At 51.8% G+C, this 25,855-nt stretch carries 22 protein-coding genes and 1 tRNA gene; 9 read left to right on the top strand and 14 right to left on the bottom strand.

Translation table 11 applies throughout. The features are described 5' to 3' along the window. Positions 1-360 precede the first annotated feature (360 nt). Positions 361-1,713: a glutathione-disulfide reductase gene (gorA, locus tag HMPREF3119_RS07185; RefSeq protein ID WP_004236534.1), complete on the bottom strand. Its 1,353-nt coding sequence runs from the start codon at positions 1,711-1,713 to the stop codon at positions 361-363. 69 nt (positions 1,714-1,782) lie between these two features. Next, positions 1,783-2,625, bottom strand: coding sequence for a 23S rRNA (adenine(2030)-N(6))-methyltransferase RlmJ (locus HMPREF3119_RS07180; RefSeq protein ID WP_036417394.1), 843 nt, complete (start codon positions 2,623-2,625; stop codon positions 1,783-1,785). 189 nt (positions 2,626-2,814) lie between these two features. On the opposite strand from HMPREF3119_RS07180, the gene HMPREF3119_RS07175 reads away from it, so the two are divergent. From HMPREF3119_RS07175 to HMPREF3119_RS07160, 4 genes are all read left to right on the top strand, one after another. Continuing rightward, positions 2,815-3,204, top strand: a complete 390-nt coding sequence (locus HMPREF3119_RS07175) for a DUF1090 domain-containing protein (RefSeq protein ID WP_070579142.1) — start codon at positions 2,815-2,817, stop codon at positions 3,202-3,204. A 411-nt stretch (positions 3,205-3,615) separates the two neighbouring features. Beyond that, the gene (yhjD, locus tag HMPREF3119_RS07170; RefSeq protein WP_070579139.1) at positions 3,616-4,647 is read left to right on the top strand and encodes an inner membrane protein YhjD; all 1,032 of its coding nucleotides are present in this window, start codon (positions 3,616-3,618) and stop codon (positions 4,645-4,647) included. Positions 4,648-4,714: 67 nt separating this feature from the next. Next, the gene (locus HMPREF3119_RS07165; protein ID WP_004236540.1) at positions 4,715-4,921 is read left to right on the top strand and encodes a 2-hydroxymuconate tautomerase family protein; all 207 of its coding nucleotides are present in this window, start codon (positions 4,715-4,717) and stop codon (positions 4,919-4,921) included. Between the two features lie 2 nt (positions 4,922-4,923). Further along, positions 4,924-5,952 carry a serine hydrolase domain-containing protein gene (locus HMPREF3119_RS07160; protein WP_004236541.1) on the top strand — a complete coding sequence of 343 codons (1,029 nt, stop codon included), beginning with the start codon at positions 4,924-4,926 and terminating at the stop codon, positions 5,950-5,952. A gap of 56 nt (positions 5,953-6,008) precedes the next feature. Here the strand turns inward: HMPREF3119_RS07160 and HMPREF3119_RS07155 are convergent, their stop codons facing one another. The 9 genes from HMPREF3119_RS07155 to HMPREF3119_RS07115 all read right to left on the bottom strand — a co-directional run bounded on the left by HMPREF3119_RS07155 (position 6,009) and on the right by HMPREF3119_RS07115 (position 16,716). Then, positions 6,009-7,688 (bottom strand): M16 family metallopeptidase, encoded by a 1,680-nt coding sequence (locus tag HMPREF3119_RS07155; RefSeq protein ID WP_036417396.1) that lies wholly within the window; start codon positions 7,686-7,688, stop codon positions 6,009-6,011. Between the two features lie 164 nt (positions 7,689-7,852). Continuing rightward, positions 7,853-8,560 carry a HAMP domain-containing protein gene (locus HMPREF3119_RS07150; protein WP_004236543.1) on the bottom strand — a complete coding sequence of 236 codons (708 nt, stop codon included), beginning with the start codon at positions 8,558-8,560 and terminating at the stop codon, positions 7,853-7,855. A gap of 190 nt (positions 8,561-8,750) precedes the next feature. Beyond that, positions 8,751-9,749 carry a dipeptide ABC transporter ATP-binding subunit DppF gene (dppF, locus tag HMPREF3119_RS07145; RefSeq protein WP_004236544.1) on the bottom strand — a complete coding sequence of 333 codons (999 nt, stop codon included), beginning with the start codon at positions 9,747-9,749 and terminating at the stop codon, positions 8,751-8,753. Continuing rightward, on the bottom strand, positions 9,742-10,725 hold the full coding sequence (gene dppD, locus HMPREF3119_RS07140) for a dipeptide ABC transporter ATP-binding protein (protein ID WP_004236546.1): 984 nt from the start codon (positions 10,723-10,725) through the stop codon (positions 9,742-9,744). The genes dppF and dppD overlap by 8 nt, the downstream gene beginning before the upstream one ends. Positions 10,726-10,735: 10 nt before the next feature. Continuing rightward, positions 10,736-11,638: a dipeptide ABC transporter permease DppC gene (gene dppC, locus HMPREF3119_RS07135; RefSeq protein ID WP_004236547.1), complete on the bottom strand. Its 903-nt coding sequence runs from the start codon at positions 11,636-11,638 to the stop codon at positions 10,736-10,738. A gap of 12 nt (positions 11,639-11,650) precedes the next feature. Then, positions 11,651-12,670 carry a dipeptide ABC transporter permease DppB gene (dppB, locus tag HMPREF3119_RS07130; RefSeq protein ID WP_015422405.1) on the bottom strand — a complete coding sequence of 340 codons (1,020 nt, stop codon included), beginning with the start codon at positions 12,668-12,670 and terminating at the stop codon, positions 11,651-11,653. Positions 12,671-12,870: 200 nt separating this feature from the next. Beyond that, positions 12,871-14,484 (bottom strand): dipeptide ABC transporter periplasmic-binding protein DppA, encoded by a 1,614-nt coding sequence (dppA, locus tag HMPREF3119_RS07125; protein ID WP_036409105.1) that lies wholly within the window; start codon positions 14,482-14,484, stop codon positions 12,871-12,873. 438 nt (positions 14,485-14,922) lie between these two features. Beyond that, on the bottom strand, positions 14,923-16,476 hold the full coding sequence (locus tag HMPREF3119_RS07120) for a ShlB/FhaC/HecB family hemolysin secretion/activation protein (RefSeq protein WP_070579136.1): 1,554 nt from the start codon (positions 16,474-16,476) through the stop codon (positions 14,923-14,925). Between the two features lie 163 nt (positions 16,477-16,639). Beyond that, positions 16,640-16,716, bottom strand: a tRNA-Pro gene (locus HMPREF3119_RS07115). Positions 16,717-16,983: 267 nt separating this feature from the next. On the opposite strand from HMPREF3119_RS07115, the gene HMPREF3119_RS07110 reads away from it, so the two are divergent. Beyond that, on the top strand, positions 16,984-18,261 hold the full coding sequence (locus HMPREF3119_RS07110) for a two-partner secretion domain-containing protein (protein WP_070579134.1): 1,278 nt from the start codon (positions 16,984-16,986) through the stop codon (positions 18,259-18,261). Positions 18,262-18,303: 42 nt separating this feature from the next. Here the strand turns inward: HMPREF3119_RS07110 and glyS are convergent, their stop codons facing one another. Together glyS and glyQ are read right to left on the bottom strand one after the other, a co-directional pair. Next, positions 18,304-20,373, bottom strand: coding sequence for a glycine--tRNA ligase subunit beta (glyS, locus tag HMPREF3119_RS07105; protein ID WP_004236552.1), 2,070 nt, complete (start codon positions 20,371-20,373; stop codon positions 18,304-18,306). 9 nt (positions 20,374-20,382) lie between these two features. Beyond that, positions 20,383-21,291: a glycine--tRNA ligase subunit alpha gene (glyQ, locus tag HMPREF3119_RS07100; protein WP_004236554.1), complete on the bottom strand. Its 909-nt coding sequence runs from the start codon at positions 21,289-21,291 to the stop codon at positions 20,383-20,385. Positions 21,292-21,476: 185 nt separating this feature from the next. Here glyQ and HMPREF3119_RS07095 point away from each other — a divergent pair, with 185 nt between their 5' ends. Beyond that, positions 21,477-22,049: a DNA-3-methyladenine glycosylase I gene (locus tag HMPREF3119_RS07095; RefSeq protein WP_004240757.1), complete on the top strand. Its 573-nt coding sequence runs from the start codon at positions 21,477-21,479 to the stop codon at positions 22,047-22,049. Between the two features lie 487 nt (positions 22,050-22,536). After that, positions 22,537-22,875 (top strand): YceK/YidQ family lipoprotein, encoded by a 339-nt coding sequence (locus HMPREF3119_RS07090; RefSeq protein WP_015422403.1) that lies wholly within the window; start codon positions 22,537-22,539, stop codon positions 22,873-22,875. A 10-nt stretch (positions 22,876-22,885) separates the two neighbouring features. Here HMPREF3119_RS07090 and HMPREF3119_RS07085 read toward each other — a convergent pair whose 3' ends face one another. Further along, the gene (locus tag HMPREF3119_RS07085) at positions 22,886-24,166 is read right to left on the bottom strand and encodes a YidR family protein (protein WP_070579131.1); all 1,281 of its coding nucleotides are present in this window, start codon (positions 24,164-24,166) and stop codon (positions 22,886-22,888) included. 138 nt (positions 24,167-24,304) lie between these two features. On the opposite strand from HMPREF3119_RS07085, the gene HMPREF3119_RS07080 reads away from it, so the two are divergent. Both HMPREF3119_RS07080 and gmk read left to right on the top strand, forming a co-directional pair. After that, a complete protein-coding gene (locus tag HMPREF3119_RS07080; RefSeq protein ID WP_004236560.1) occupies positions 24,305-24,922 on the top strand; it encodes a trimeric intracellular cation channel family protein in 618 nt (205 codons plus the stop codon). 296 nt (positions 24,923-25,218) lie between these two features. Continuing rightward, a complete protein-coding gene (gene gmk, locus HMPREF3119_RS07070; protein WP_004236564.1) occupies positions 25,219-25,842 on the top strand; it encodes a guanylate kinase in 624 nt (207 codons plus the stop codon). Positions 25,843-25,855: the final 13 nt, after the last annotated feature.

The following is a 25,855-nucleotide window of genomic DNA, read 5'->3' as shown; positions in this document are numbered from 1 at the left end:
TATTTTATTTATCTCATCAAACGTATATAAATAATAGTAAACTATATTTAATTTTGTATATTCTCTGTTTCCCGGGAGGAATAAAAATATGACTGTAACGAAAAGAAAAAAAATAAACAGCGGAAAAATAATCAGTTTACTCAATTTAAATCCATTCACTTTCAGCTCCGAAATTAATCCCTGTAGTATCACTCTATAACTTTCATTCGGTGATTATATTATCCGGTTTATTACCAATCCCTTCAGCTTAGCGGTACAAAATCTGCATGTTATGACTGAATACCAACGATAGCACATAAATAAAAAAACCGGCTATATGACATGCATACAGCCGGTTTCATTTATTACATCCTCAGACCATCAGCGCATTGTCACAAACTCTTCCGCTGCTGTCGGGTGGATTGCCACGGTATTATCGAAATCTTTCTTGGTGGCGCCCATTTTCAGTGCAACCGCAAAGCCCTGCAGGATTTCGTCCATACCGTAGCCGATGCCGTGGATACCAACGATTTTTTCGTCTTTACCCGCACACACCAGCTTCATTTTGCATGGCTGGCGGTGGCTGGTGACAGCGGTATACATGGCGGTGAAAGAGGATTTGTAGCATTTCACATTATCCGCGCCGTACTGCTCAATCGCCTGTGGTTCTGTCAAACCCACGGTGCCGATAGCCGGGTGGCTGAAGACAACAGTCGGGATATTGGTGTAATCCAGGTGCTCGTCCGGCTTGTTGTTAAACAGGCGCTCAGAGAGACGGCGGCCTGCGGCAACCGCAACCGGCGTCAGTTCGACAGCGCCGGTGTTATCCCCCACCGCATACACGCCCGGAACCGACGTGTTCTGGTATTTATCCACCTGAATATAACCACGGTCGTTAAGTTTCACGCCAGTCACATCCAGATTGATGTTGTCTGTTGCCGGTTCACGGCCGATAGCCCAGATCAGGCAATCTACAGTCTGCTCGTGGCCGTTTTCCAGTTGCAGGGTCAGACTGCCGTCGGCATTTTTCACAACTGCTTTCGGTACAGAGTTGGTGTGCAGTGACGGCCCTTCGGTGTTCATCACCTCGACCAGCGTTTCCGTAATCAGCGGATCAAAATTACGCAGCGGTGCATGTTTGCGGACGAACAGATGTGTTTCGCTGCCCAGTGCATTCAGCACCCCGGCCAGTTCCACGGCGATATACCCGGCACCGACCACCGCCACACGTGACGGCAGAGCTTTCAGTGCGAAGAAACCATCAGAATCAATCCCGTATTCCGCGCCCGGGATGGACGGCGGAACCGGACGGCCGCCGGTGGCGATCAGGATATGATCCGCGGTGTACGTTTCACCGTTCACTTCTACCGTGTGCGCATCTTTAAAACGGGCAAAACCGGTGATCACATCCACTTTGTTATTGCCGAGAACGCGCTCATAAGACTGGTGAATACGATCAATATACGCAGAACGGCTTTCCAGCAGTTTGTCCCAGCTGAAATGATTGATGGTGGTATCGAACCCGTAATCCGGGCCGTACTGGCGGATAGCTTCCGCAATCTGCGCACCGTACCACATCACTTTTTTCGGGACACAACCGACGTTAACACACGTGCCGCCGAGCGCTTTTGCTTCAATCAGGGCACATTTCTGCCCGTACATTGCTGCCCGGTTTACAGACGCAATACCGGCACTGCCGCCGCCGATTGCAATATAATCGTAATGTTTGCTCATAGTTGGCTCGTTCCATTTATCAGTCAATACATAAACACCCGCTGCCGTCATGCCCGCAGCGGAAACGAATTATTCCGGTGTGATCCATTCAACCAGTGTATGCCCTGTACCTTCCGGTACCAGCACGTTATGCAGCCACGGCAGCACAGATTTCATCTGCGATTCCAGCTTCCACGGCGGGTTAATCACAATCATGCCGGATGCGGTCATACCGCGCTGATCACTGTCAGGGCGCACCGCCAGCTCGATTTGCAGAATCTTGCGGATCCCGGTTGCCTGGAAATCTTTTACCATCCGTTTGATCTGCTGGCGCAGCACCACCGGATACCAGACCGCATAAGTCCCGGTCGCAAAACGGCGGTGACCTTCCTGAATCCCTTTCACCACGGCCTGATAATCACTTTTCAGTTCATACGGCGGGTCAATCAGCACAAATCCGCGCCGGGACAACGGCGGTAACTGTGATTTCAGCTGCTGATAACCATCTTCCCGCACCACACGGGCGCGGTTATCGCGGCTAAATTCATTGCGCAGCAGCGGGAAATCAGACGGATGCAGTTCGCTGATATTTAATTTGTCGTGATCACGCAGCAAATGTGCGGCGATCAGCGGCGAACCCGGATAAAAACGCAGGTCACCACGCGGATTCAGTGCACTGACAGCTTCAAGATACGTTTTCAGTTCTTCCGGCACCGATTCCTGCGCCCAGATACGGGCGATCCCTTCCAGGTACTCCCCGGTACGCTCCGCATGCTCACCACTGAGCTGATAACGCCCGGCACCGGCGTGCGTATCCAGATACAAAAAGGGTTTGTCTTTCTCTTTTAATGACTCAATGATCAGACTCTGGACGGTGTGTTTTAACACATCCGCATGGTTGCCGGCGTGAAAGCTGTGGCGGTAACTAAGCATACAAGGGCCTCAGATGGTCGGGTGTGCACCACCCGGAACAAGAATATCAGTACAGATTGAAGTGCTCAGTATAACCTGATTTCGGCAGGAAAGAACCAATGCCCTTTCCTCATCTGTGCGGCGTGATAATGAACCATTGTCATTATTGATAGTCATAAAATGACGACTAGTATAAATAACGAGGTAAACATGACACGTTTTACAACTGCTGCACTGGCTCTGGGTGCATTACTGGTAAGCACCTCCGCGCTGAGTGCGCAGAATGGCTGTGACATCAAAAAAAGCAAAATTCAGGAGCAGCTCAGCTACGCCAAAGCTCACGGCAATACACACCGGGTGCAGGGGCTGGAGCTGGCTTTGCAGAATGTGAATACTTACTGCACACCAAACAGCCTGCGTGATGATGCCCGCGATGAAGTCAGTGACCGGACAAAAGAAGTGGCAGAGCGCAAAGCCGATTTACAGAAAGCCATCGATAAAGGCGATATCAGTAAGATTGCCAAACGCGAACGCAAACTGGCCGAAGCCGAAGCGGAATTAAAAGAAGCACAGGCGGAACTGGATTCATTATTAAAGTAATCATACCGCTGCCGGTTTTCTGACAACAGAAACCGGCAAACAGTATTAAAACGCTGTTGCTCTTAACTGCCCGAAATAATTAGTCAGCTGAAAGCGGACTTCAAAATAAGGCCCTTCCGGTTTATAAACACACCCGGTAATAAGCAGCAGAATAACCGGTATCAGCAAACAACGGTAAATTCCCCGGTTATTTCCGGGAAAGACACATTTATTATTCATATTGTGAACATCTTATAAATTGGTATTTATTTTAATTATTCTGAGAAGAAATAAGCGCGGCTGATTACATATTATTATCCCGGTTAATCAACCGGGAAATTCTGAAGCCCGTTATACCGGAACCTGAATTGTTCATCCGGTGAGTCCTGTAGTAAACTTAAACGGAATCAATTTCCGAACAAGCGAGGATACATGACCCGGGAAAACGACACACCGGAAGATGACAACAGCACATCATCATTAAAACCCCTGCGGAAGAATTTTGATGAAGGGTTAAAACAGGGGAAAAAAGCCCTGAAATGGAGTGTGAAAGCCGGAAATTATATCCGCAATATTCCGTTTATTGCCCATCTGATCCGCACCGCCACCCGCTTTAATGACAGAATGGGCAGCCCGTTCGGTGCAGCGATTACCTATTTCTCGTTTTTATCCATGATCCCGATCCTGATGGTCTCTTTTGCCGCCGCCGGTTATGTGCTGGCCTTTAATCCGGAACTGCTGACCAGACTTATCCGCGGTGTCGCCAACAGTATCAGCGACCCGACACTCGCCGCCACTATTGAGCGCAGTATTGATACCGCAATCCGCCAGCGTGCGACCGTCGGGTTAACCGGTCTGGCACTGGCACTCTATTCGGGGGTGAACTGGGTGGGTAATCTGCGGATGGCTATCCGGGCGCAGTACCACGACCAGTGGGAGCCGGATATCGAAGTCAAAGAGAACATGTTCCTGCGCTATCTGCGGGATTTCCTGGCGCTGATCGGTCTGCTGGTGGCGCTGGTGGTTACTCTCTCGCTGACCTCGATTGCCGGGGCCGCACAAGCCCGGATAGTCGCGTTTCTCGGCCTGGATGCTGTCGAATGGCTGCGTCCTGCCTGGACAACTATCGGCCTGACCATCTCCATCCTCGCCAACTATCTGCTGTTTACCTGGATTCTCTGGATCCTGCCGCGCATGAAGCTGAGCCGCCGCTCCCTGCTGAAAGGCACACTGCTGGCCGCGATCGGTTTTGAGATCCTGAAAACCATTATGACCTGGCTGCTGCCGAACATGGCGGCCTCCCCGTCCGGTGCTGCGTTTGGTTCGGTTATCGGCCTGATGGCCTTTTTCTATTTCTTCGCGCGCCTGATCCTCTTTTCAGCCGCCTGGATTGCGACTGACATCCAAAAAAAAAAACCGCCTGAGATTTTGGCTGCAATATGGTATGAATATCAGTCAGTGTAATGGATACTGAACCGTTACCGGCTGATATTCAGACAGTTGCAGACAACCACATCTATCAGGAGCCTCTATGCCATTCATCAATATCCGCATCACCAAAGAAGGTGCGACCGCAGAACAAAAGCAAAAACTGATTGAAGGTGCCACACAATTACTTGTTGATGTACTGGGAAAAAACCCGGCTTCAACCTTTGTGATTATTGATGAGGTGGAAACAGACAACTGGGGTGTCGGCGGACAGAGTGTGACGAAACTGCGCGCTGACGCGAAGAAATAATCATGCCGGCGCGGAATTTATCAGCCCTGCTGCAGGATGTTCAGCCGGACGGTTTTGCCACGGCATTCTGTTTCACCGGCGAAGGGTGTGAATTACCGGACGGTGCGGCACACGGCGGACTGAGCAAAAACGACAGCACGCCGGTCACCCCGGATACCCCGGTGCGGATCGCCAGTAATACCAAAACGTTTACCGCGGCGGCAGTGCTGCGCCTGTATGAACAGCAGAAGCTCAGTCTCAGTTCACCGGTCGCGCCGCTGCTCTCCCCGCAGTATGTCCGCTGGCTGACAGAGGCGGGTTATGATCTGAATGCCATCACGGTGCAGCATCTGCTCAGTCACAGCAGCGGGCTGTATGATCATGCCGATGAGAAGTATATCCGTGATGTGCTCGCGGATCCCGGCCATCTCTGGACACGGGATGAGCAGATCCGCCTGTATGTCAGCCGGGGCTATCCGCTGATGAAACCGGGCCTCTGTTTCCTCTATTCCGATACCGGGTATCTGCTGCTGGGCGATATTATTGAGCGGATCACACAACTGCCGCTGGCACAGGCGGTCCGGCAGTTGCTGCGCTTTGATGCACCGGGCATGGAATCCGCTTACTGGGAACTGGAAGAGCCTGCGCCGGCGGGTCTTCCGCCCCGGGCACATCAGTATCTCGGCAATATTGACGGGGAGACCATCAGTCCGACCATGGATCTCTGGGGCGGCGGCGGGTTGATTATGTCGGTAAACGCCCTGGCGGTGTTTATGGCAAATCTGTTTGAGGGCCGTATTTTTGACAAGCCGGACACCCTTGAAACCATGCTGAAACCGGGCAGCCATGACGGTGCGGAAGATTACCGCTGCGGGGTGATGGTGACAGAGCGGGACGGCCAGACACTCTGGTATCATTTGGGATTCTGGGGAACCGCAGCTTACTATCACCCGCAGAAAAAAATCGCGGCGGCGGGCTTTGTGAATAACAGGGACACCCGGCCGTGGCTGATGAATCTGCTGGAAAGCAGCTTGTGTCAGGACGATGAATAGCCATTAAAAAAGGGTATCTGAAAGATACCCTTTTTATTTCATACCATTACCCGAAATCAGGCACTGACACCGTCGGTGTTGTTATCTGCCGCCGGTGGCTCGGCATTGCCGTTTTGCCCGCCTTTTTTAGCCGGAGCCAGTGCTTTTGGTTCTGCCGGTTTCGCTTCCTGTGACGGCGCTGCCGCTTCCGGGGTTACCGCCGGGGCTTTGGCCTGCTCTGCGGCGGCTTTTTCTGCCGCTGCTTTTTCGGCTGCCGCTTTCTCAGCGGATTCCGCATCCGCCGCAGCCTGTTTCTCTGCCGCAGCAACCGCTTTCTCCGGATGCATTATCTTATCGAACTGAGCACGCAGCTGATCCACATTCATTTCTGTCTCACCTTTCGGCTGAATAAAGAAGAATGCGGTATCCTGCTCTAAAATTGCATGAATTTCTGCGTTCAGCACATCCGGTGTCAGGTTGTTCAGGAACGCCTGACGCAGACGCTGATACTGCTCCGGCGGAATATCAATGATATTACTCTGCTGGGACATCAGACGCTGGTTGATCAGAATATCCGTGGTAGTCCGGGCATAAATAGCAAATAGCTGCTGAAGCTGAGCCTGTTTCAGGGCAATCAGCGCATCAAAATTCTCAGCGGAAATCCCTTTTTCTTTCAGCACAGCCAGTTCACCGGCCAGCTCAGAGACAATCACCGGCATTTTTTCATTCGGCGCACGCAGGCTGAGCATGCAGCTGGCACGCTGATACTGCATCCGGCAATCCATATTCATTGCCATGAATTTTTCATTTTTCTTGCCGATGCCCTGCTGTAATGCACCAAAAAGGGCTTCACGGGCGAGATCGTTTAACCAGTAGCGGTTGAGTGCATCTGAATCTTTAACGGAAGACCAGTTCAGATCCCAGACCAGCGCCAGCATATCGTCTTTCTGATTTTCATTCACAGCATGGACTGAGCGTGGTTTCATCGGCGGCAGTGTGGCGACACTGACCGGAGTCTGACGTTTACCTTCCAGGGAGCCGAATGCTTTGCTGATACCGTCTTCCAGCGCGCGTTTATCAACCGGTCCGGCAACATAGAGCGTCGCCATATCCGGTGTGTACCAGCGCTGATAGAAACTGTTCAGTGCCTCAACATCAATTTTGCCTGCAGGCGGCGGCACCGGGTCAAACCCCTGGAGAGTAGTGCCTTTTAACCGGGCACGCCAGATAGGATCATTGATATTCGGCGGATAAGTGGCGACCGGAGAATCCGGCGCGGCCAGGGCGGCAGCAACGGTTTCCTGATTAAAAATTCCATGACCTGAGACATCCGCCATCCAGCTCAGTGCCGCTTTCAGCACCTCCGGATTATTATTCGGCAGGCTCAGGTTATAGAGTGTGAAATCATAGGAAACAATCGCCGGCGGCAGCGGCATATCCGGGCTTATGCCGTTACGCAGCAGGTTCGATAACTGCTGTGTGTTCAGGCTCTGGCTGTTAAACATCACCACTTTCGGGATGAGGTAAGCGAACCCTTTTTCAGCCGGTTTTTCCATCATGGAGCCGGTCTGAACAGAAAGGCGCATCTGTATGCGGTCATTCGGGCGCTGCGGCGTCTGAAGCAGCTGCCAGCTGAATCCGTTTGCCAGTTTACCCTGCTGCCATGCCGGGTCCGGCTGTAATGCTTCTGCGTGTAACTGAGATGTGACGGCAATCAGGACGCCACCGAGTAAAACACGTAAATAAGAGCGTTGCATGCTAACCTCTTTTAATATGAATCCCTGGTATGCCTTCTTCTGAGGTTTACCACTGATGCCGGAAATACTGTTATGTCAGACGATACGTACAGGCAAAAACTGACCGGCTTCCGGGACGCCCTTTTGATTCGTCTGGGTTTAGACAGCAAACCGTCCGGGAAGTTTTATGATGACTCCGTTTTATGTTTGTTCAGCTGGTTCCGGTACCCCTTCGCCAGCAAACCAAGTTCATCATCCTCATGATATGCTGAACAACTGAGCTGCTCTGCAGGCTCATCACTGTTCAGCTCACGGGCCATATTACGCAGCGGCCGCACGATCAGGCGGTTAATACACCAGCTTATCGCGATCACCAGCACCAGCGCCAGTAACAAATAACTGGTCACCATCAGTGCCACGACATTCATCGCGAAGCGGTATATGCGGTTATCATCCACCTGAAGAATAAGATAACCCTGCGGGGGTTTGCCGGTATGTGCCACGCCGTAGGCGTAAAGCGGAACCTTAATCTCAACCGGGATCCCGAAAATCATTTTTGCTGTGCCGGGAATAGGACGGTGTGTGGCAAAATCCAGGCTTATCACCTGAACATTTTCCGGCGTCATCACAATCGCGCGTCCTAAAATCCCGCTGGCCCGCAATGTTATCAGCGTCGATTTTATTGCGTTTAAGTCCGACCCTAACAAGGCATCTGCCAGCGGTTTCCTGACCTGTACTGACGAATTATAAAGCTGATTGATGTAATCATCTTTCCGCTGTTGTATCAGATGTGATAACAGAAGCGTCATAAAAAGTGCGATCGTCACCAAAGTCACCGCAGCGACAACTGACATCTGTTTGATAGTCAGTGACTTTCTGACTTTTACACGCATATTCCACGCCTTTCGTTACAATTCAGTTATCACATCTTTCGCCATACGCAGTGATTATACGTCATCATTGTGCTTTGTGCTGATCTAATCTCACCCGCCAGACAGCAAAAAGCGATAACGGAGCCCTCCATTATCGCTGTTTGTCTTCAGTTAAAACATGTTTTTCTGTAATTTACTGTAAAACAGAATGTTATGCGGAAATTTTTGCCTCTTCTTCCCTGTCCACCGCGAAACAGGCAATCAGCTGTCCGCCGTAGGATTTAAGCTCCGGACGGAACTGAGTACAGGTGCCAAATGCATGACGGCAGCGGGCGGCAAAGGCGCATCCCGGCGGCGGATTCAGCGGGCTCGGCAGCTCGCCGGTCAGTTTTATCCGCTCACGGCGCTGTGCCGGATTCAGCCTCGGTGTCGCGGAGAGCAGAGCCTGTGTGTAAGGATGGCGAGGATTCTCAAAAATCTGCGCTTTGGTACCTTTTTCCACACAACGTCCCAGATACATCACCATCACATCATCCGCGATATGTTCCACCACAGATAAGTCATGAGAAATAAACACATACGACAGACCCAGCTCATCCTGAAGATCCATCATCAGGTTCAGCACCTGAGCGCGGACGGATACATCCAGCGCGGATACCGGTTCATCGGCAATCACCACATCCGGATCCAGCATCAGCCCCCGGGCAATGGCAATACGCTGGCGCTGACCGCCGGAAAACATATGCGGATAACGGCTGTAATGCTCAGTTTTCAGGCCGACTTTCGCCATCATCGCCAGCACTTTCTCTTTACGCTCTGCCGCGCTGAGGGAGGTATTGATCACCAGCGGCTCTTCCAGAATCTGCCCGACTTTTTTACGCGGATTAAGCGAGCCGTACGGGTTCTGGAACACAATCTGGATTTTCTGCCGCCGCAGTTTCTCCGCATGTTTATCTGCCACCAGCAGATCCTGCCCCTGGTAGAACAGCTCCCCGCCGGTCGGTTTTTCAATCATGGTCAGCAGACGGCCGAGTGTCGATTTCCCGCAGCCGGACTCCCCGACCACCGCCAGGGTTTTCCCGCGATTCAGATCAAACGATACGCCGTCGAGGGCTTTCACCATCCGCTCCGGCGAGAAAAAGCCTTTCTTCACCGGATAATATTTTTTCAGATCACTGACATGTAACAGCGGCTGTGTGGTTTCACTCATGGCCCGGTCTCCCTTCATCATCCAGCGGGGTATGACATTTCACCTGACGCGCCCCGACAGTACGCAGTTCCGGTTCCGTGCTGCGGCATAAATCCGTGGCGTACGGGCAGCGCGGGTTCAGCAGACAGCCCTCAGGCCGGTCATATTTACCGGGCACAACCCCCGGCAGTGATGCCAGACGGCTCTTGTTACCGGCGAATTCCGGCAGTGCCCGTAACAGTGCCTGAGTATACGGATGGCGCGGCGCGCGGAAGATATCCGACGCCTTGCCGGACTCCGCCACCTGCCCCGCATACATCACAATAATGTGGTGAGCGGCTTCCGCCACCAGCGCGAGGTCATGGGTGATCAGCACCAGTGCCATGTTTTCCTGCTGCTGTAACTCCAGCAGCAGTTCAATGATCTGTGCCTGAATAGTCACATCCAGTGCTGTTGTCGGCTCATCGGCAATCAGCAGCTTCGGACGGCAGGCAATCGCCATCGCAATCATCACACGCTGGCTCATCCCGCCGGATAACTGGTGCGGATAGACATCCAGCCGCGATTTCGGATCCGGGATACCGACCAGCGTCAGCAGGTCGATAGTCCGCTGTAACCGGGTTTTCCGGTTGCCGCCCTGGTGAACTTTCAGGGCTTCCATGATCTGATATCCCACGGTATAGCAGGGATTCAGGCTGGTCATCGGATCCTGGAAAATCATTGCCACATCCGCGCCCACCAGCTCGCGCCGCTCTTTTTCCGAGATGGTCAGCAGATGGCGGCCGTCAAACTCAAGGTTATCCGCCATCACCCGGCCCGGGAAATCAATCAGCCCCATAATCGCCAGTGAACTGACGGATTTACCGGAGCCGGATTCCCCGACAATCCCGAGCACTTCACCTTCCTCAACCTGATAGCTGATCCGGTCAACGGCGCGGAATGGCATCTCTTTTTCACCGAAGTGAACAGATAATTTATCAACTGTTAATAACGCCATGTCTGCACCTCTACTGCTTAAGCTTAGGATCAAGGGCATCACGCAATCCGTCGCCCATCAGGTTAAACGCCAGTACCGTCAGTAAAATCGCCAGGCCCGGGAAGGTCACCACCCACCATGCGCTCTGCGTAAACTGTAAAACATCGGACAGCATGGTTCCCCACTCCGGTGTCGGCGGCTGTGCGCCCATCCCGAGGAAACCTAATGCGGCCATGTCCAGAATAGCGTTGGAGAAACCCAGAGATGCCTGCACAATCAGCGGCGCCAGGCAGTTCGGCAGAATATTGACAAACATCTGGCGCACCGGGCCTGCGCCCGCCACCGCAGAAGCGGTCACATAGTCGCGGCTCACTTCCGTCAGCACCGCCGCGCGGGTCAGACGGATATAGTGCGGCAGTGCCACGAAAGTCAGCGCCAGCGAGGCATTAACAATCGACGGACCGAAAATCGCCACCAGCACCAGTGCCAGCAGCAGGCTCGGCAGTGCCAGCATGATATCGACGATACGCATGATCAGGGCATCAACCCAGCCGCCGAAATACCCGGCAGCGAGGCCAATCACCACCCCCAGCAGCAGCGACAGCGCTACCACCAGACAACCGACCAGCAGTGAAAGCCGTGCGCCGTACATCAGGCGCGACAGAATATCGCGGCCGATATCATCAGTACCGAGAATAAACTGCCATGAGCCGCCTTCCTGCCAGACCGGCGGTTGTAATAAATGATCACGGAACTGCTCATCCGGCAGATGCGGGGCGAGCAGCGGGGCAAAAACGGCGATCAGCAGCATCAGCAGAATATAGATCAGGCCGATCAGCGCGCCTTTGTTGCGCCGGAAGTAGTGCCAGAATTCGCGCAGCGGGGAAAGCGGCTCAGGCGCGCGGGTCACGGTAGTATTTGTCGTCTCAGACATTGTGCGCTCCTGTTATTTTTTATGACGGATCCGCGGGTTAACGACGCCGTAGAGTAAATCCACGCACAGGTTAACCAGGATAATCAGAATGGCGATCAGCAGAACGCCGCCCTGCACAACCGGATAGTCGCGGCGCTGAAGGGCATCAATCAGCCAGCGGCCGATACCGGGCCAGGAAAAAATCGTTTCGGTCAGAATCGCCCCGGCCAGCATCACGCCGACCTGTAAGCCGATAACGGTCACCACCGGCAGCAGCGCGTTGCGCAGTGCATGCACCACAATCACGCGGATGCGGCTCAGCCCCTTGGCGCGGGCGGTACGGATATAATCCTCACCCAGCACTTCCAGCATTGCCGAACGGGTCATACGGACAATCACCGCCAGCGGGATGGTACCGAGCACAATGGACGGCAGAATAAGATGCATCACCGCATCATGAAAATCGCCGTCCTCACCCCAGATCAGGGTATCAATCAGCATAAATCCGGTCAGCGGCTGACTGTCGTCGAGGAACACACTGTCCGATAAGCGCCCCGACACCGGTGTCAGATCGAGATTCACCGACACCAGCATGATCAGCATGATGCCCCACCAGAAAATCGGCATGGAATAGCCGGTCAGGGAGACCCCTATAGCGGTATGATCAAAGATTGACCCGCGTTTGACGGCCGCCAGTACCCCGACCGGGATCCCGACAGAAATGGCGAAAATCATGGCACAGGCAGCGAGTTCCAGCGTGGCTTTAAAGCGGGGAACAAACTCTTCCCACACCGGCTGACGGCTCTTCAGAGAGAGGCCGAGGTCACCGTGCAGGACACCGTTGATATAATGAAGGTACTGTTTCCAGTAGGGCTGATCCAGCCCCAGGGCCGCCATCAGTTGAGCGTGGCGTTCAGGGGAAATTCCCCGCTCACCCGCCATGATAGTGACCGGGTCTCCCGGAATCAGATGAACAAATATAAACGTCAGTAACGTGATACCGATAAATGTCGGTATTACCATCCCGACCCGTCGGAGGATAAATTGCAGCATATCCCTGTTTCTCTTGTAATGGCCGCTGACAGCGCTCTGGTCATAAGACCGGACGAAAGGGAGGACTTTCCCTTTATACTCACACGATGAATAATATTGTTTTAGTTATGTGTTCTGCGTCGTCCGTGCAATGCGGTTCGATACAGGGTTGCCGCCTCCCGGAGGAGGCGGCAGACCGGTAACACTCATTTCCGGTTTACTTATTTTTCGATAGACACATTGTCAAAGTGGTGTTTACCCAGCGGATCCACCACATAGCCTTTCACTTCTTTGCGCACCGGCTCAAACACTGTGGAGTGTGCAACGATCAGTGCAGGCGCCTGCTCTTTCATCACTACCTGAGCCTGCTCATACAGCTTGGCGCGCTCTTTCGGATCAGCCGTGGTACGTGCCGGCTGAATGATGTTTTCAAAGGACTGATCACACCATTTCGAGTAGTTAGAACCCTGCTCTTTGGCCGCACAGCTGAAGAGTGTGGCGAAGAAGTTATCCGGATCCCCGTTATCACCGGTCCAGCCCATCATGACAGTCTGAGGCTCACCCGCTTTCGCGCGCTTGAGGTACTCACCCCACTCATAGGTCACAATCTTGGCTTTCACGCCGACTTTCGCCCAGTCTGCCTGGATCATCTCAGCCATACGGCGGGCGTTCGGGTTATACGGACGCTGAACCGGCATCGCCCACAGGTCGATTTCAAAGCCGTTTTCCATACCTGCTTCTTTCAGCAGCGCTTTGGCTTTTTCCGGATCATACGGATAGTCTTCAATGCTGTTGTTGTAGCCCCACATGGTCGGCGGGATCAGGTTTTTCGCTTTCTGGCCTGCGCCCTGATACACCGCGTCAATGATGGCATCTTTATTAACTGCCATATTCAGTGCCTGACGTACTTTGACGTTATCCAGCGGTTTTTTCGTGACGTTATAGGAGAGATAGCCGACGTTCAGGCCCGGCTGCTCTTTCAGGACAATGTTTTTATCTTCACGCATACGCTCCAGGTCTGCCGGGTTCGGGTACGGCATTACCTGACACTCGTTTTTCTGCAGTTTGGCGTAACGGACAGAGGCATCCGGGGTGATGGAGAAGACCAGGCGGTCAATTTTCGGTTTGCCGTTCCAGTAATCGTCATTGGCTTTATACAGGATACGGGAATCTTTCTGGTACTGCTGCAACACAAACGGCCCGGTGCCGATCGGGTTCAGGTCGACTTTCTCCGGTGTACCGGCTTTCAGCATCTGATCGGCATATTCAGCGGAAAGAATGGAGGCGAAGTCCATCCCGAGGTTTGCCAGGAACGGCGCTTCAGAGCGGCTCAGCTGAAAACGGACAGTGTTGTCATCGACCTTCTCAACTTTATCGATGATTTTATCCATATCCATGCCGCTGAAATATTCATAACTACCGCCGGAGACCTTGTGATACGGGTTATCCGGGTTTTTCTGGCGGTCGAAGGTAAAGACCACATCATCCGCATTGAAATCACGGGTTGGTTTGAAATCCTTGCTGCTGTGGAATTTCACCCCTTTGCGCAGATGGAACGTATAGGTTTTTCCGTCTTCGCTCACATCCCAGGATTCCGCCAGGCCCGGCTCCAGCTCTGTGGTACCGGCTTTAAACTCCACCAGCCGGTTATACAGCGGCACAGAGCTGGCATCATAAGTGGTTCCCGAAGTGAACAGCTGCGGGTTAAACCCTTCCGGTGATCCCTCAGAACAAAAAACCAGCGTTCCCGCCGCATTAACACTGGCGGATACCGCCAGAGCAACCAGTGTAATACCCAGCTTCGCAAATCCTGTCTTACGTTTGGCGCTTCTCATCATCATTATCTCCGCCTGTCGTTGAATGTCGTGTTTGCTCTGTCGTCCGGCAGTGCCGGACCACAAATTTCAGTTTGTTTATTATTTTCTGACACTTCACTAAATCAACTGTCACAGAGGCAGTCAATACTATTGACTATGGACGATGACTACACATAAAACACACAAATCAAACGTTTTGATAACAAAAACAGCTAAAATGTTTGAACGGGTGCACAACTGAGCATTTATTCAGCTGCCGGATAAAACGTTCACAGAATAAACAGCTAATAAAAATTATCCGGATTTTGTGACTGAATGCTTAATTACTGCGCGATTATTTTGTCTGATATCACTGTCACAGTGTTTTCCGTTGCACATTTTGCCACAACTGCCGCTGTAATCCGCACCCTGCCTGATATACAGCGGTACTATCACGTACTGAAATCAAACCGGTCCTCAGTAACTGACACTGACAGAAAATCCTCCCGCCGGTGAAAAGGCCCGTACACGTTCCGCTTCTTTCAGCGGCAGACCGGCAAAGACCTGATAGCTCAGTGATTTATAAAACCCCTTCATCCCGATCTCCGTACCCGCCAGACTATGAGATCGCGCACCTCCGGAAATTTTTGCCCCCGGCAGCCCGGCATCTGCTGCCAGATACAGATTATGTCCCGGCAATACCTGCTGCCAGACCACCTCATTACGGCTGATAAAAGCCCGCGCGGCGCTCATGCTGTGGGAAAACGGATAGCCGCGTACCGAATAACGGCCACTCAGGGATTCATAATCCATCTCATCTGCTTTATCTGCATTAATAAAGCCGCGCATAACGCCTTCATAATAAAACGGCTGACTGGCAAGGCGGAACGGTACTGTCAGTGTTGTTTCTGCCATCAGCTGCCGGGTCGGTTTCAGCTTTTTTTCTGTTACCGGCAGCGCACCAAAGCGGTTCAGTGAATGCTTATACTGCACCTGATACTGCAAGGTGAAATCCGGCAGATACCAGCGGTGATTCAGTCCGGTATTCCAGTAAACAGACCGGCGCTCAGGCAATATCAGCGGCGCATGTCCGAGTGTGACATGCCGGGTTACCGCAGAAATGCCGCTGCTGAGGGTGAGATCATGTGCCGGAGTCAGAAGGAGCTTACGGCCGAAGCTCAGATCCAGCGTTTTGCTGCGGGTAAAATAGTCCAGTGATCCCCGGTATACCGGGTATTGCTGCTTCTGCTCACTGTAACTGCCGCCTGCGGTAAATTCCCAGTACCGGAAAGGGATCCGGTACTGGCCATAAATAAATTTCACCCCGGCGGAATGGTCGCGGTCCATATCCCGCAGGGTATAAATAAACAGGCGGTCATACAGCTGTAACGAATTTTCAAGACTGAGCCGGTTAGTTATCTGCCTGCTGCCGGTTGACGGGCTACCGTAGTTGCTGATTTCAAGTGAGCCGCTGATGCTGCGTTTTTTCTGCCGGGTAATGGTGATGATGCTGTTGCCGGGGTTCTGCGGATCAGGTTCAACGGCAGCCTGAGCCCCCAGACCGGGCAATTGATTCAGATGGGACATTCCCAGTTCAGTATCACGGATATTCAGCTGTCCGTCTGCCCGCTGCGGGAAAATCAGGTTCAGCCCGAAATGCTCATCTCCGCTCTCTTTATCGCGGTAGCCGCTCAGATAACCGGGCAGATAGTGAAGTGTCAGGGTACCGTCGCTGACATTCTGCGGCGGCACACTGATTTGTGCTGTGATAAAACCGGCCTGATGCACCACCGACTCCAGTGTCATTACCGCTTCTGCCATCTGTTCTGATGTCAGACAGTGTCCGGTAATGCTTTTTTCAAATTCATCAGCCAGATAAGAAGGCTCAATTGATTCACGCTGCTTAATCACCACCTCTGACAGTATGGCGCAGAAGGCCGGAGAAACCGGCGGAGAAGAAGTGTAAGTGCTGCCCCATGCGCAGCCACAGGCCGCCGCCATCACAGCAGCAGCCGCTGTTTTTTTTATCATGTATCCGTCCGTCTGATGAAATCCTTTCAGCGGGCAGTTAAACGGATAACAGAAAACAGCGATATCAAAAAAGCGGCGGAATTTTTGAAAGTAACAGAAGAGGAAAAATGGCAGATGCTGAAAAGCAAAAAACCCTGCTGTAAAAGCAGGGTTTTTCTTAATATGGTCGGCGAGATAGGATTCGAACCTACGACCCACTGGTCCCAAACCAGTTGCGCTACCAAGCTGCGCTACTCGCCGAAAGCGGGATGGATATTACTGCCGGAAAGGCTAAACGTCAAGAGCAGAAACCGGAATTTTTTGTTTTTCACCCCATTATTTTTATTTCGCCGGTTTATCAGCCAAATTTCTGTTTTTTATCCGCTTATTGGTAAACGGTATGTTTTTTATTTGCTATCGGAATGCTGAAAACTGACAAAAAATAACCACTCTGTTTATATCTGCTGTCAGCGACTTTATTTATCCTGCCCGTGGATTTTATACCTCAGCAACAACCAGGGAGTGGTTATGCCAAAAATAGTAAAGCTGTCCGTTATCAGCAGTGCCCTTTTCCTCGCTCAGTTCGCCTCTGCAACGGATATTACCGTTAATCCTGTATCATCAGAGACGACTCAGATCGTCCGTCAGGGGAGCAACACCACCATCAATATCGCACCGGCAAACACGCAAGGTGTTTCTTATAATGCCTATGATAAGTTTAACGTCGGCAAGCATGGTGTGGTATTTAATAACCGCGAATCCGGCGCCGGAATAATTATTAACGAGGTGCTTTCAACCGAAAAATCACAACTGCGCGGCAATATGCATGTGGATGGCCAAAAAGCCCATCTCATTATCGCTAACCCGAACGGTATTGCCTGTAACGGGTGCAGTGTTTCCGGCGCGGATCAGTTAACACTGACCGGCGGAAAAATAGTATTCTCTCTGGACGGAGAATTACTGGGTTATCACAATAGTAAAAATAACAGCAACATTCGCATTAGTAACACCACTGAAAATGCGTTTTCTTCCGTAAACAAATTCAATGTGATTGCTGAAAACATCACTATTCGTAACAGTGAAATCAGTACGCCCAATCTGGTGATGTTCAGCGGCCATGAATTAGTAAAATATTCACCAGATACAGTCCGGGGTTTGGAAGCCTTACCCGGCAGCAGTGGTACACAAAAAAGTAAACTGACTATCAGCAAAGACAGCCATATTAAAACGGATAATATGTATATCAGTACAAATAACACTGATATAAAAAATCACGGTATGATTACAGTTGGTGATGCACAAAAGCAACATGCTGTGAATAGTCAACTGACGTTGGATTTGGTCAATTCACACCTGATGAATGGCAGCAAAGGTAATATCCGTGTAACTGATGCGGATTCAATCCTGGAAAACAGCCAGATTACCAACAACGGCAATATCAATATTGATAACAAACATAAAATGCTGGCAATAGGCAGCGCTGTTATCCATAACAAAGGAAATATGTCATCAGATATCACCGAAATTACCAGTTTGAATAATGTTAAATCCGGTGTTGGTATTAATAACTATGGCAATCTGACAGGCAGTTTATTGGTTAAAGCAAATCAAATCGCATTTAACAATAAAAAATATCTGGAAGCATTGGATATATCTGCAGATAGTGATGTTCTTGCCTATATTAATGATGGCGAGATAATGAATGAAACAGCTAAGTTCAGAGCTTATGAACTCTATCATTCAGGTAATGGAAAAATCACATCCGTGCCTGTATTTGAATCTGAGATAAAAAAACCACTTCAGTAAAAAGAAAGCCCGGCATTGCCGGGCTTTTAGCTCTTTCACCGGTTACTGCAACAGCGAAATATCCGCAACACCCAGGAACAGGTTGCGCAGTTCATTTAATAATGTCAGACGGTTACGGCGGATATTGTCATCCTTATCCATCACCATCACACTATCAAAGAACGCATCCACTGCTTCACGCAGAGAGGCCAGTTCAGTCAGTGCTTCCTGATATTTGCCTTCCGCATAGAGCGGTGCCAGCTGCGTTTTCAGGTCAGTCACATAGGCTGCCAGGCGGATCTCTTCCGGTGCATTCATTAATGACGCCAGAACGGTATCATTCAGTGCATCATCACTCTTCGACAGAATGTTGGAAACACGCTTGTTAGCAGCGGCCAGAGCAGCGGCTTCCTCCAGTGTACGGAAGTGAGTGACCGCTTTCATGCGGGCATCAAAGTCTGCCGGACGGGTCGGACGACGCGCCAGAACTGCCTGGATAGTATCAATCGCATAACCCTGCTCCTGATACCATGCACGGAAACGGCCTAACATGAAATCAACCACATCAGTGACCACATTCGCGTTCGTCAGCTTATCACCATACAGGCGGACCGCTTCCTGTGTCAGTGTTTCCAGGTCAAGGTTGTAACCTTTCTCAACGATGATACGCAGCACGCCGAGTGCGGCACGGCGCAGAGCAAACGGGTCTTTATCCCCTTTCGGATGCTGGCCGATACCGAAGATCCCCGCCAGGGTATCCATTTTGTCAGCAATCGCCAGAGCATCAGACACCGGCGTTGACGGCAGGTTATCACCGGCATAACGCGGCTGATACTGCTCTTTCAGCGCCAGTGCCACGTCTTCGGATTCACCGTCATGGCGTGCATAGTGCATGCCCATCACACCCTGGGTGTCCGTGAACTCAAAGACCATGTTGGTCATCAGGTCACATTTGGCCAGCAGGCCCGCACGGGTGGCGTGATTCACATCCGCGCCAATCTGACCGGCAATCCAGCCTGCGAGCGCTTCAAGGCGATCAGTTTTATCACGCAGTGTACCCAGTTGCTGCTGGAACAGAACCGTGCTCAGGCGCGGCAGGTTATCTTCCAGACGCTTTTTGCAGTCGGTTTTGAAGAAGAACTCAGCATCCGCCAGACGAGGACGGACGACTTTTTCGTTACCTGCGATGATCTGCGACGGGTCAGAAGACTCGATATTGGCGACAAAGATAAAGTTCGGCATCAGGTTGCCGTTTTTGTCGTAAACCGGGAAGTATTTCTGGTCACCTTTCATAGTGTAAACCAGCGCTTCAGACGGAACCGCGAGGAATTTTTCCTCGAATTTCGCTGTCAGCACAACCGGCCATTCCACCAGTGAAGTGACTTCTTCCAGCAGGCTGTCAGTCAGGTCTGCCACGCCGCCCAGTGCCAGTGCTGCTTTTTCCGCATCACGTTTGATCATAGCTTTACGGGCATCGTAATCCGCCATCACTTTACCGCGGGTTTCCAGAATTGCCGGATACTCGTCTGCGTGTGCGATAGTAAATTCCGCTTCACCCATAAAACGGTGACCACGGATAACACGGTCAGAGGTTATCCCAAGGACTTCACCCGGAATAACATCCGCGCCCATCAGCATCGTGACGGTATGAACCGGACGCACAAAGTGAGTCTCTTTATCACCCCAGCGCATCAGTTTCGGGATAGGCAGTTTTGCCAGCGCACGGCTGACCATATCTGCCAATAATTCTTTGGCTTTATTCCCTTTTTCCACCGCGCGGTACAGCAGCCATTCACCTTTGTCAGTGACCATGCGATCAGCCTGATCGACAGTGATCCCGCAACCGCGTGCCCAGCCTTCCGCCGCTTTGGTCGGTTTGCCTTCGGCATCAAATGCCTGGGCAATAGCAGGGCCGCGCTTTTCCACTTCGCGATCAGCGGCAGATTCCGCCAGACCGGCAATTTTTACCGCCAGGCGGCGTGGTGCGGCATACCAGGTCACATCACCGTGAGTCAGGTTAGCAGCAGCCAGTTCTGCAGTCAGGTTGGCCGCAAAAGATTCAGCAAGAGAACGAAGCGCCTTCGGCGGTAACTCTTCTGTGCCGATTTCCGTCAGGAAAGTCTGTTGTGTCATGACAGCCTCTTAGTTCTTTTTACACATCGGGAAGCCCAGTGCCTCACGGGAGGCATAGTAAGCTTCGGCAACGGCTTTGGTCAGGGTACGGATGCGCAGGATATAACGCTGACGTTCCGTCACCGAAATCGCTTTGCGCGCATCAAGCAGGTTGAAAGAGTGAGCCGCTTTCAGAATACGCTCGTAGGCCGGTAACGGCAGCGGAGTTTCCAGTGCCAGCAGGGACTGTGCTTCTTTCTCATACTGTTCGAAACAGGTGAATAAGAAGTCCACATCGGCGTATTCAAAGTTATACGTGGATTGCTCAACTTCGTTCTGATGATAGATATCACCATAGGTGGTTTTGCCCAGCGGGCCGTCACACCAGACCAGATCGTAAACGCTGTCCACGCCCTGGATGTACATCGCCAGGCGCTCGAGACCGTAAGTGACTTCCCCGGTAACCGGTTTGCACTCCAGTCCGCCGACCTGCTGGAAGTAAGTAAACTGTGTAACTTCCATGCCGTTCAGCCAGACTTCCCAGCCTAATCCCCAGGCACCCAGTGTCGGGTTTTCCCAGTTATCCTCAACAAAACGGATGTCATGAACCGTCGGGTCAATACCCAGCTCTTTCAGGGAGCCGAGATACAGCTCCTGGATGTTATCCGGAGACGGTTTGATGATGACCTGAAACTGATAGTAGTGCTGCAGGCGGTTCGGGTTTTCCCCGTAACGGCCGTCCGTCGGACGACGGGATGGCTGCACATAGGCCGCCGCAATCGGCTCCGGCCCTAACGCTCTCAGACACGTCATCGGGTGTGAAGTGCCGGCGCCGACTTCCATGTCCAGTGGTTGAACAATGGTACAGCCCTGGCGCGCCCAGTAATCCTGTAATGTCAGGATAAGACCCTGGAAGGTTTTGGTATCAAACTTTTGCATGTTGGATCCGCACGCGAGAAAATGAATAATAAAATAAAAGTCATTCAGTATACCCTCTGACCGCCGGACTATACAGCGCTTCTCCGATCTTTTTCCGCCCGGATCGAAAAACCGGTAATATACCCGTTTACATGGATATTTATCCAGTATAAATTAACCGGAAAGCCGTCTTCCGGGAGAACACAATGTCACTGTCCGCCGCTGCTCAGACCCGCTGTGCCTGGGTTACTGATGACCCGCTCTATATTCAGTACCATGACACCGAATGGGGTGTCCCCGAGCGTGATAACCATAAATTATTTGAGATGATCTGCCTTGAAGGCCAGCAGGCGGGTCTTTCCTGGCTGGTGATCCTGAAAAAGCGTGAAAATTACCGGCAGTCGTTCTTTCAGTTTGATCCGGAAAAAGTGGCGGCCATGACAGAAGCCGATGTGGACAAACTGATGCAAAACCCGGGAATTGTCCGCCAGCGGGCGAAAATCAATGCCATTATCAGTAATGCAAAAGCCTACCTGGCGATGCAGGAGGCCGGTGAAGATTTCAGTGATTTTTTGTGGAATTTCACCGGTAACACGCCGCTGATTAACCACTATACAGACAGCAGCACCATCCCTGCGGATACCCCGCTGTCCCATGCTCTGGCAAAAGCACTGAAAAAACGCGGGTTTAAATTCTGCGGGCCGGTTATCTGTTATTCCTTTATGCAGGCCGTCGGCATGATTGATGATCATCTGCCGCACTGTTGCAGCCGCCGTTAAAAAAATCCCCGTTATGTGGTAAGTACATAACGGGGTAAAGGTATAACGAGGACTTTGGATCTGTTAACTGACATCACCGGCCGGCATAAAGCACAAGGCATTTACCTCACACCGTTCAGTAATGCGTCCCAGTTTACCCGCAAGTGCCTCCGGTAATGGCTGTAATAATCCTGCTATTATCATTGTATTAGCGCCGACAAACCGCACTGTTCAATAAATTCAGTCACACTTTCTGACAGATAATTCCGCCGGTTCTGTTAAAACAATTCCACGGGGGTGGTACCCTTTGCCTGTGATCTGCGTGTTTTACCGGTGACGATTTGCCGGTGATCATTTTCCGGTGACAGCACTCACGTTCCGCCGTTAAACGGAAATCCGGATCACACAAAAAAACAAAAACTTCTCAGTACACTCTATTTATGGAATAGTACGCCGGTCGGGTGAAATAATTACCGGTACCCGCCCGCTGTATATGCAGGGACATGTTATGACACGCAAATGTATGATAATAAGCGGATTGCTGGGACTGAGTACGATACTCAGCGGCTGCTCAAGTATTATGACCCGGACCGGCCCGACAGAGGGCTACTATCCCGGCACCAAAAACAGTATCGCCATGTTGCAGGATGACGAAACCGGCTGGGTAATGAAGCCGATTGTCGCCATTGACCTGCCCTTCTCCGCTGTCCTCGATACCCTTCTGGCTCCGGTCGATTATGCCACCGGCGGCAAAGACAACAGTGAGTCATCCCCTGCGGAACGGGTAAAACGCCTGGAAGCAGCGGAAACCGCCCATAACGCCCCGGCACCATTGCCGCAGGAGTAATCTGCCGCCGTTACAGCCCGGTGTCTGCCACCCAGATTTGCTGCCAGCCGTTTGTGCGGCGCAGAAATGCCACCCGGCTGTTATCCGGTGAAAACACCACCGCATCCCCTGACACCGGTTCTGCCGATGGTGCCGTCACCGCGCAGCATACCCCGGTTTCAGCACAACACACCATGACCAGTCCTTTACGGACAAAAGCCAGATACCGCCCGGTGCTGTCCCAGCTGAATGCAGATTCAATACTGTCACTGCCGGAAGTGACCTGATGCACCTCACCGCCCAGCGGGGAAATCGTCCACAACTGAACAATTCCCTGATCGTCCTGCATCAGAAACGCAATTTTGTCGCCCTGCGGTGAGCTGCGCAGCCAGAAGCGCGGCTGTTTTGCCAGCCCCGGATACCGGCGATGATGAGTAAATGTCAGCCGCGTCTGGCTGACACCGGCCGGCGGAGCAGGCATCGTACTGTCAGTTCCCTCAAGCGGCAAATCGCCGGCAACGGTATAATCTTCAGGCCGTTCCGGCAGATCGAGACGGAAAATCTCCGGGATCACCTCACCGTTTTCTGACCGGGTATCCCCGATAAACGCAATCGCCCGCCGCTGACGGGAGCCGTCTGCCCGCAGATACCCCTGCTCACCAATCCAGCCCTCTTCGTATGCCCGGCTGATTTCATCACTGCCGGGCTGCGGCGCCGGAGTTGTCCGCGAGACCACACAGCAAAAAAATTCTCCGTCATATTCACGCGGGTGATGTTTCCCGCTGCATACCGGATGCAGCGGAACCGCCACCGCCACATTACGCAGATCCAGCACCGGATCCCGCTCGTGCAGTACATGGTCGTTATAAGTAAAACTCAGCCATTCCCCGTCCGGGCTGAACACATGCACATGTGTACCACCGCGCAGAGCGCCGGGCTGATAAGGCGGCGTAATACAGAAAGCATCAATATTGTGTGCAACACCCGGTACATCATCACTGACCATCACCCCCTGACGATGATGGAAATCATACTGCCACTGCGGATCCGGGTTCAGCGGCCCGCGGATAAAGGCATACCGCACCGGCAACTGCGGGCTGACAGTCACCACACCCACACAGGCCCCGGCGGTTCCCCGGTAAATTTCACGGATTTCTGTTGTATTCACATGAATTTTTTCTATCGTTTTACCGATAAACGAAGACCCCTGAGGGCGGACATCATAAACCAGCCATTGGCTATCCGGCGTCCATACATTAATATTAGTAAGCTGATGATGACGGGGTGTTGTTGTTATCTGATATTCATTCATTAGAGTGATACTCTCTTTTTATACCATCAGTTCGGATAACCTCAGGTAATCCAATTGGGTCAGACTAAAAAAACTCAGTCGAGACTTTCGGCTGTGCTGACTATGCTAACCTTCCGATAAACCGGCAATGATAAGACTATGTTACTCAGTATCCTGTACATTATTGGTATTACCGCTGAAGCCATGACCGGAGCACTGGCCGCCGGCCGCCGGAAAATGGATGTTTTCGGCGTAATTATTATCGCCTCCGCCACTGCTATCGGCGGCGGATCTGTCCGCGATATGCTGCTGGGCCATTACCCGCTGGGCTGGGTAAAACATCCTGAATATATTATTACGGTTGCCTGTGCTGCCGTTATTACTATCTGGGTTGCGCCGATGATGAAGCATCTGCGCCGCCTTTTCCTGATCCTGGATGCTATCGGGCTGATGGTATTTTCCATTATCGGCGCTCAGATAGCACTCGATATGAACTACGGGCCGATCATTGCGGCTATTGCCGCCGTTATCACCGGTGTTTTCGGTGGTGTGCTGCGCGATATGCTGTGTAACACCATTCCGCTGGTTTTCCAGAAAGAATTATATGCCGGTATCTCCTTTGCCGCTGCCTGGCTCTATATGGGATTACTGTTTTACACGCCGCTGCCGCGCGATGCCGTCATTATTATTACCCTGGTGGCCGGCCTGACGTCCCGGTTAATTGCCATCCGCTACCGCCTCGGGTTACCGGTCTTTAATTACGAAAATCAGGATTAACGGCAATAACCGCTCACCCGGAACCGGACAATACCGGTTCCGGTTCTGCTTATCTGCCCTGTTTGTCTGTTTTTTCCTGTTGTCCCGCACTGTCATGTAACTGACGGGTATATGCATACATTTTTATTCCGCCGGTGCGGAAAAATGAAACATCCGTATTCATCTGCCCGGAAAAATAAGAAATTTTCAGCAGATAATCACCTGAACGCTGCATGTCGCTGCGCGTGTGTGTATACTATATGCGGGGATTTATTCCCCGAGGCTTTTTCAACCCCCAATCAGACAAGACATCAACAATGACCCAAGGTACGTTATATATTGTCTCTGCGCCGAGTGGTGCGGGAAAATCGAGTCTTATTCAGGCATTACTGAAAACACAGCCTTTATATGACACCCAGGTTTCTGTTTCGCACACCACCCGTGGTATCCGCCCGGGCGAAGTGCACGGAGAGCATTATTTCTTCACCACTGAAGATGAATTCAAAAGCATGATCGGCCGTAATGAGTTTCTCGAACATGCCTGTGTCTTCGGAAATTACTACGGAACCGCCCGTAAAACAGTGGAAGATATCCTGAACTCCGGTGTTGATGTATTTCTTGATATTGACTGGCAGGGAGCCCGCCAGATCCGGGAACAGATGCCGGCAGCCCGCAGTATCTTTATTCTGCCGCCGTCCCGTGAGGAATTGCTGCGCCGCCTGCGCGGCCGTGGTCAGGACACTGACGAAGTCATTGCCGGACGTATGGCACAGGCGGTCAGTGAAATGCAGCACTATGGCGAGTACGATTATCTGATTGTGAACGATGATTTTAATGTCGCGCTGACCGATTTACAGACGATTATCCGTGCGGAACGTCTGCGTTCAGGTCGCCAGGTTCAGCGACATGATGCTTTAATCGCCAAATTATTGGCACAGTGATACAACTTTCAGT

This window comes from Morganella sp. HMSC11D09 (genome assembly GCF_001807955.1).
GTDB classification, from domain to species: Bacteria; Pseudomonadota; Gammaproteobacteria; order Enterobacterales; family Enterobacteriaceae; genus Morganella; species Morganella morganii.
The sequence above is the reverse complement of the archived record's forward strand: the minus strand, read 5'-3'. Positions and strand labels throughout refer to the sequence as shown.

Coding starts and splice junctions, on each gene's coding strand:
- gorA (WP_004236534.1), bottom strand. CDS start 1,713: ATGAGCAAACATTACGATTATATTGCAATCGGCGGCGGCAGTGCCGGT.
- HMPREF3119_RS07180 (WP_036417394.1), bottom strand. CDS start 2,625: ATGCTTAGTTACCGCCACAGCTTTCACGCCGGCAACCATGCGGATGTG.
- HMPREF3119_RS07175 (WP_070579142.1), top strand. CDS start 2,815: ATGACACGTTTTACAACTGCTGCACTGGCTCTGGGTGCATTACTGGTA.
- yhjD (WP_070579139.1), top strand. CDS start 3,616: ATGACCCGGGAAAACGACACACCGGAAGATGACAACAGCACATCATCA.
- HMPREF3119_RS07165 (WP_004236540.1), top strand. CDS start 4,715: ATGCCATTCATCAATATCCGCATCACCAAAGAAGGTGCGACCGCAGAA.
- HMPREF3119_RS07160 (WP_004236541.1), top strand. CDS start 4,924: ATGCCGGCGCGGAATTTATCAGCCCTGCTGCAGGATGTTCAGCCGGAC.
- HMPREF3119_RS07155 (WP_036417396.1), bottom strand. CDS start 7,688: ATGCAACGCTCTTATTTACGTGTTTTACTCGGTGGCGTCCTGATTGCC.
- HMPREF3119_RS07150 (WP_004236543.1), bottom strand. CDS start 8,560: ATGCGTGTAAAAGTCAGAAAGTCACTGACTATCAAACAGATGTCAGTT.
- dppF (WP_004236544.1), bottom strand. CDS start 9,749: ATGAGTGAAACCACACAGCCGCTGTTACATGTCAGTGATCTGAAAAAA.
- dppD (WP_004236546.1), bottom strand. CDS start 10,725: ATGGCGTTATTAACAGTTGATAAATTATCTGTTCACTTCGGTGAAAAA.
- dppC (WP_004236547.1), bottom strand. CDS start 11,638: ATGTCTGAGACGACAAATACTACCGTGACCCGCGCGCCTGAGCCGCTT.
- dppB (WP_015422405.1), bottom strand. CDS start 12,670: ATGCTGCAATTTATCCTCCGACGGGTCGGGATGGTAATACCGACATTT.
- dppA (WP_036409105.1), bottom strand. CDS start 14,484: ATGAGAAGCGCCAAACGTAAGACAGGATTTGCGAAGCTGGGTATTACA.
- HMPREF3119_RS07120 (WP_070579136.1), bottom strand. CDS start 16,476: ATGATAAAAAAAACAGCGGCTGCTGCTGTGATGGCGGCGGCCTGTGGC.
- HMPREF3119_RS07110 (WP_070579134.1), top strand. CDS start 16,984: ATGCCAAAAATAGTAAAGCTGTCCGTTATCAGCAGTGCCCTTTTCCTC.
- glyS (WP_004236552.1), bottom strand. CDS start 20,373: ATGACACAACAGACTTTCCTGACGGAAATCGGCACAGAAGAGTTACCG.
- glyQ (WP_004236554.1), bottom strand. CDS start 21,291: ATGCAAAAGTTTGATACCAAAACCTTCCAGGGTCTTATCCTGACATTA.
- HMPREF3119_RS07095 (WP_004240757.1), top strand. CDS start 21,477: ATGTCACTGTCCGCCGCTGCTCAGACCCGCTGTGCCTGGGTTACTGAT.
- HMPREF3119_RS07090 (WP_015422403.1), top strand. CDS start 22,537: ATGACACGCAAATGTATGATAATAAGCGGATTGCTGGGACTGAGTACG.
- HMPREF3119_RS07085 (WP_070579131.1), bottom strand. CDS start 24,166: ATGAATGAATATCAGATAACAACAACACCCCGTCATCATCAGCTTACT.
- HMPREF3119_RS07080 (WP_004236560.1), top strand. CDS start 24,305: ATGTTACTCAGTATCCTGTACATTATTGGTATTACCGCTGAAGCCATG.
- gmk (WP_004236564.1), top strand. CDS start 25,219: ATGACCCAAGGTACGTTATATATTGTCTCTGCGCCGAGTGGTGCGGGA.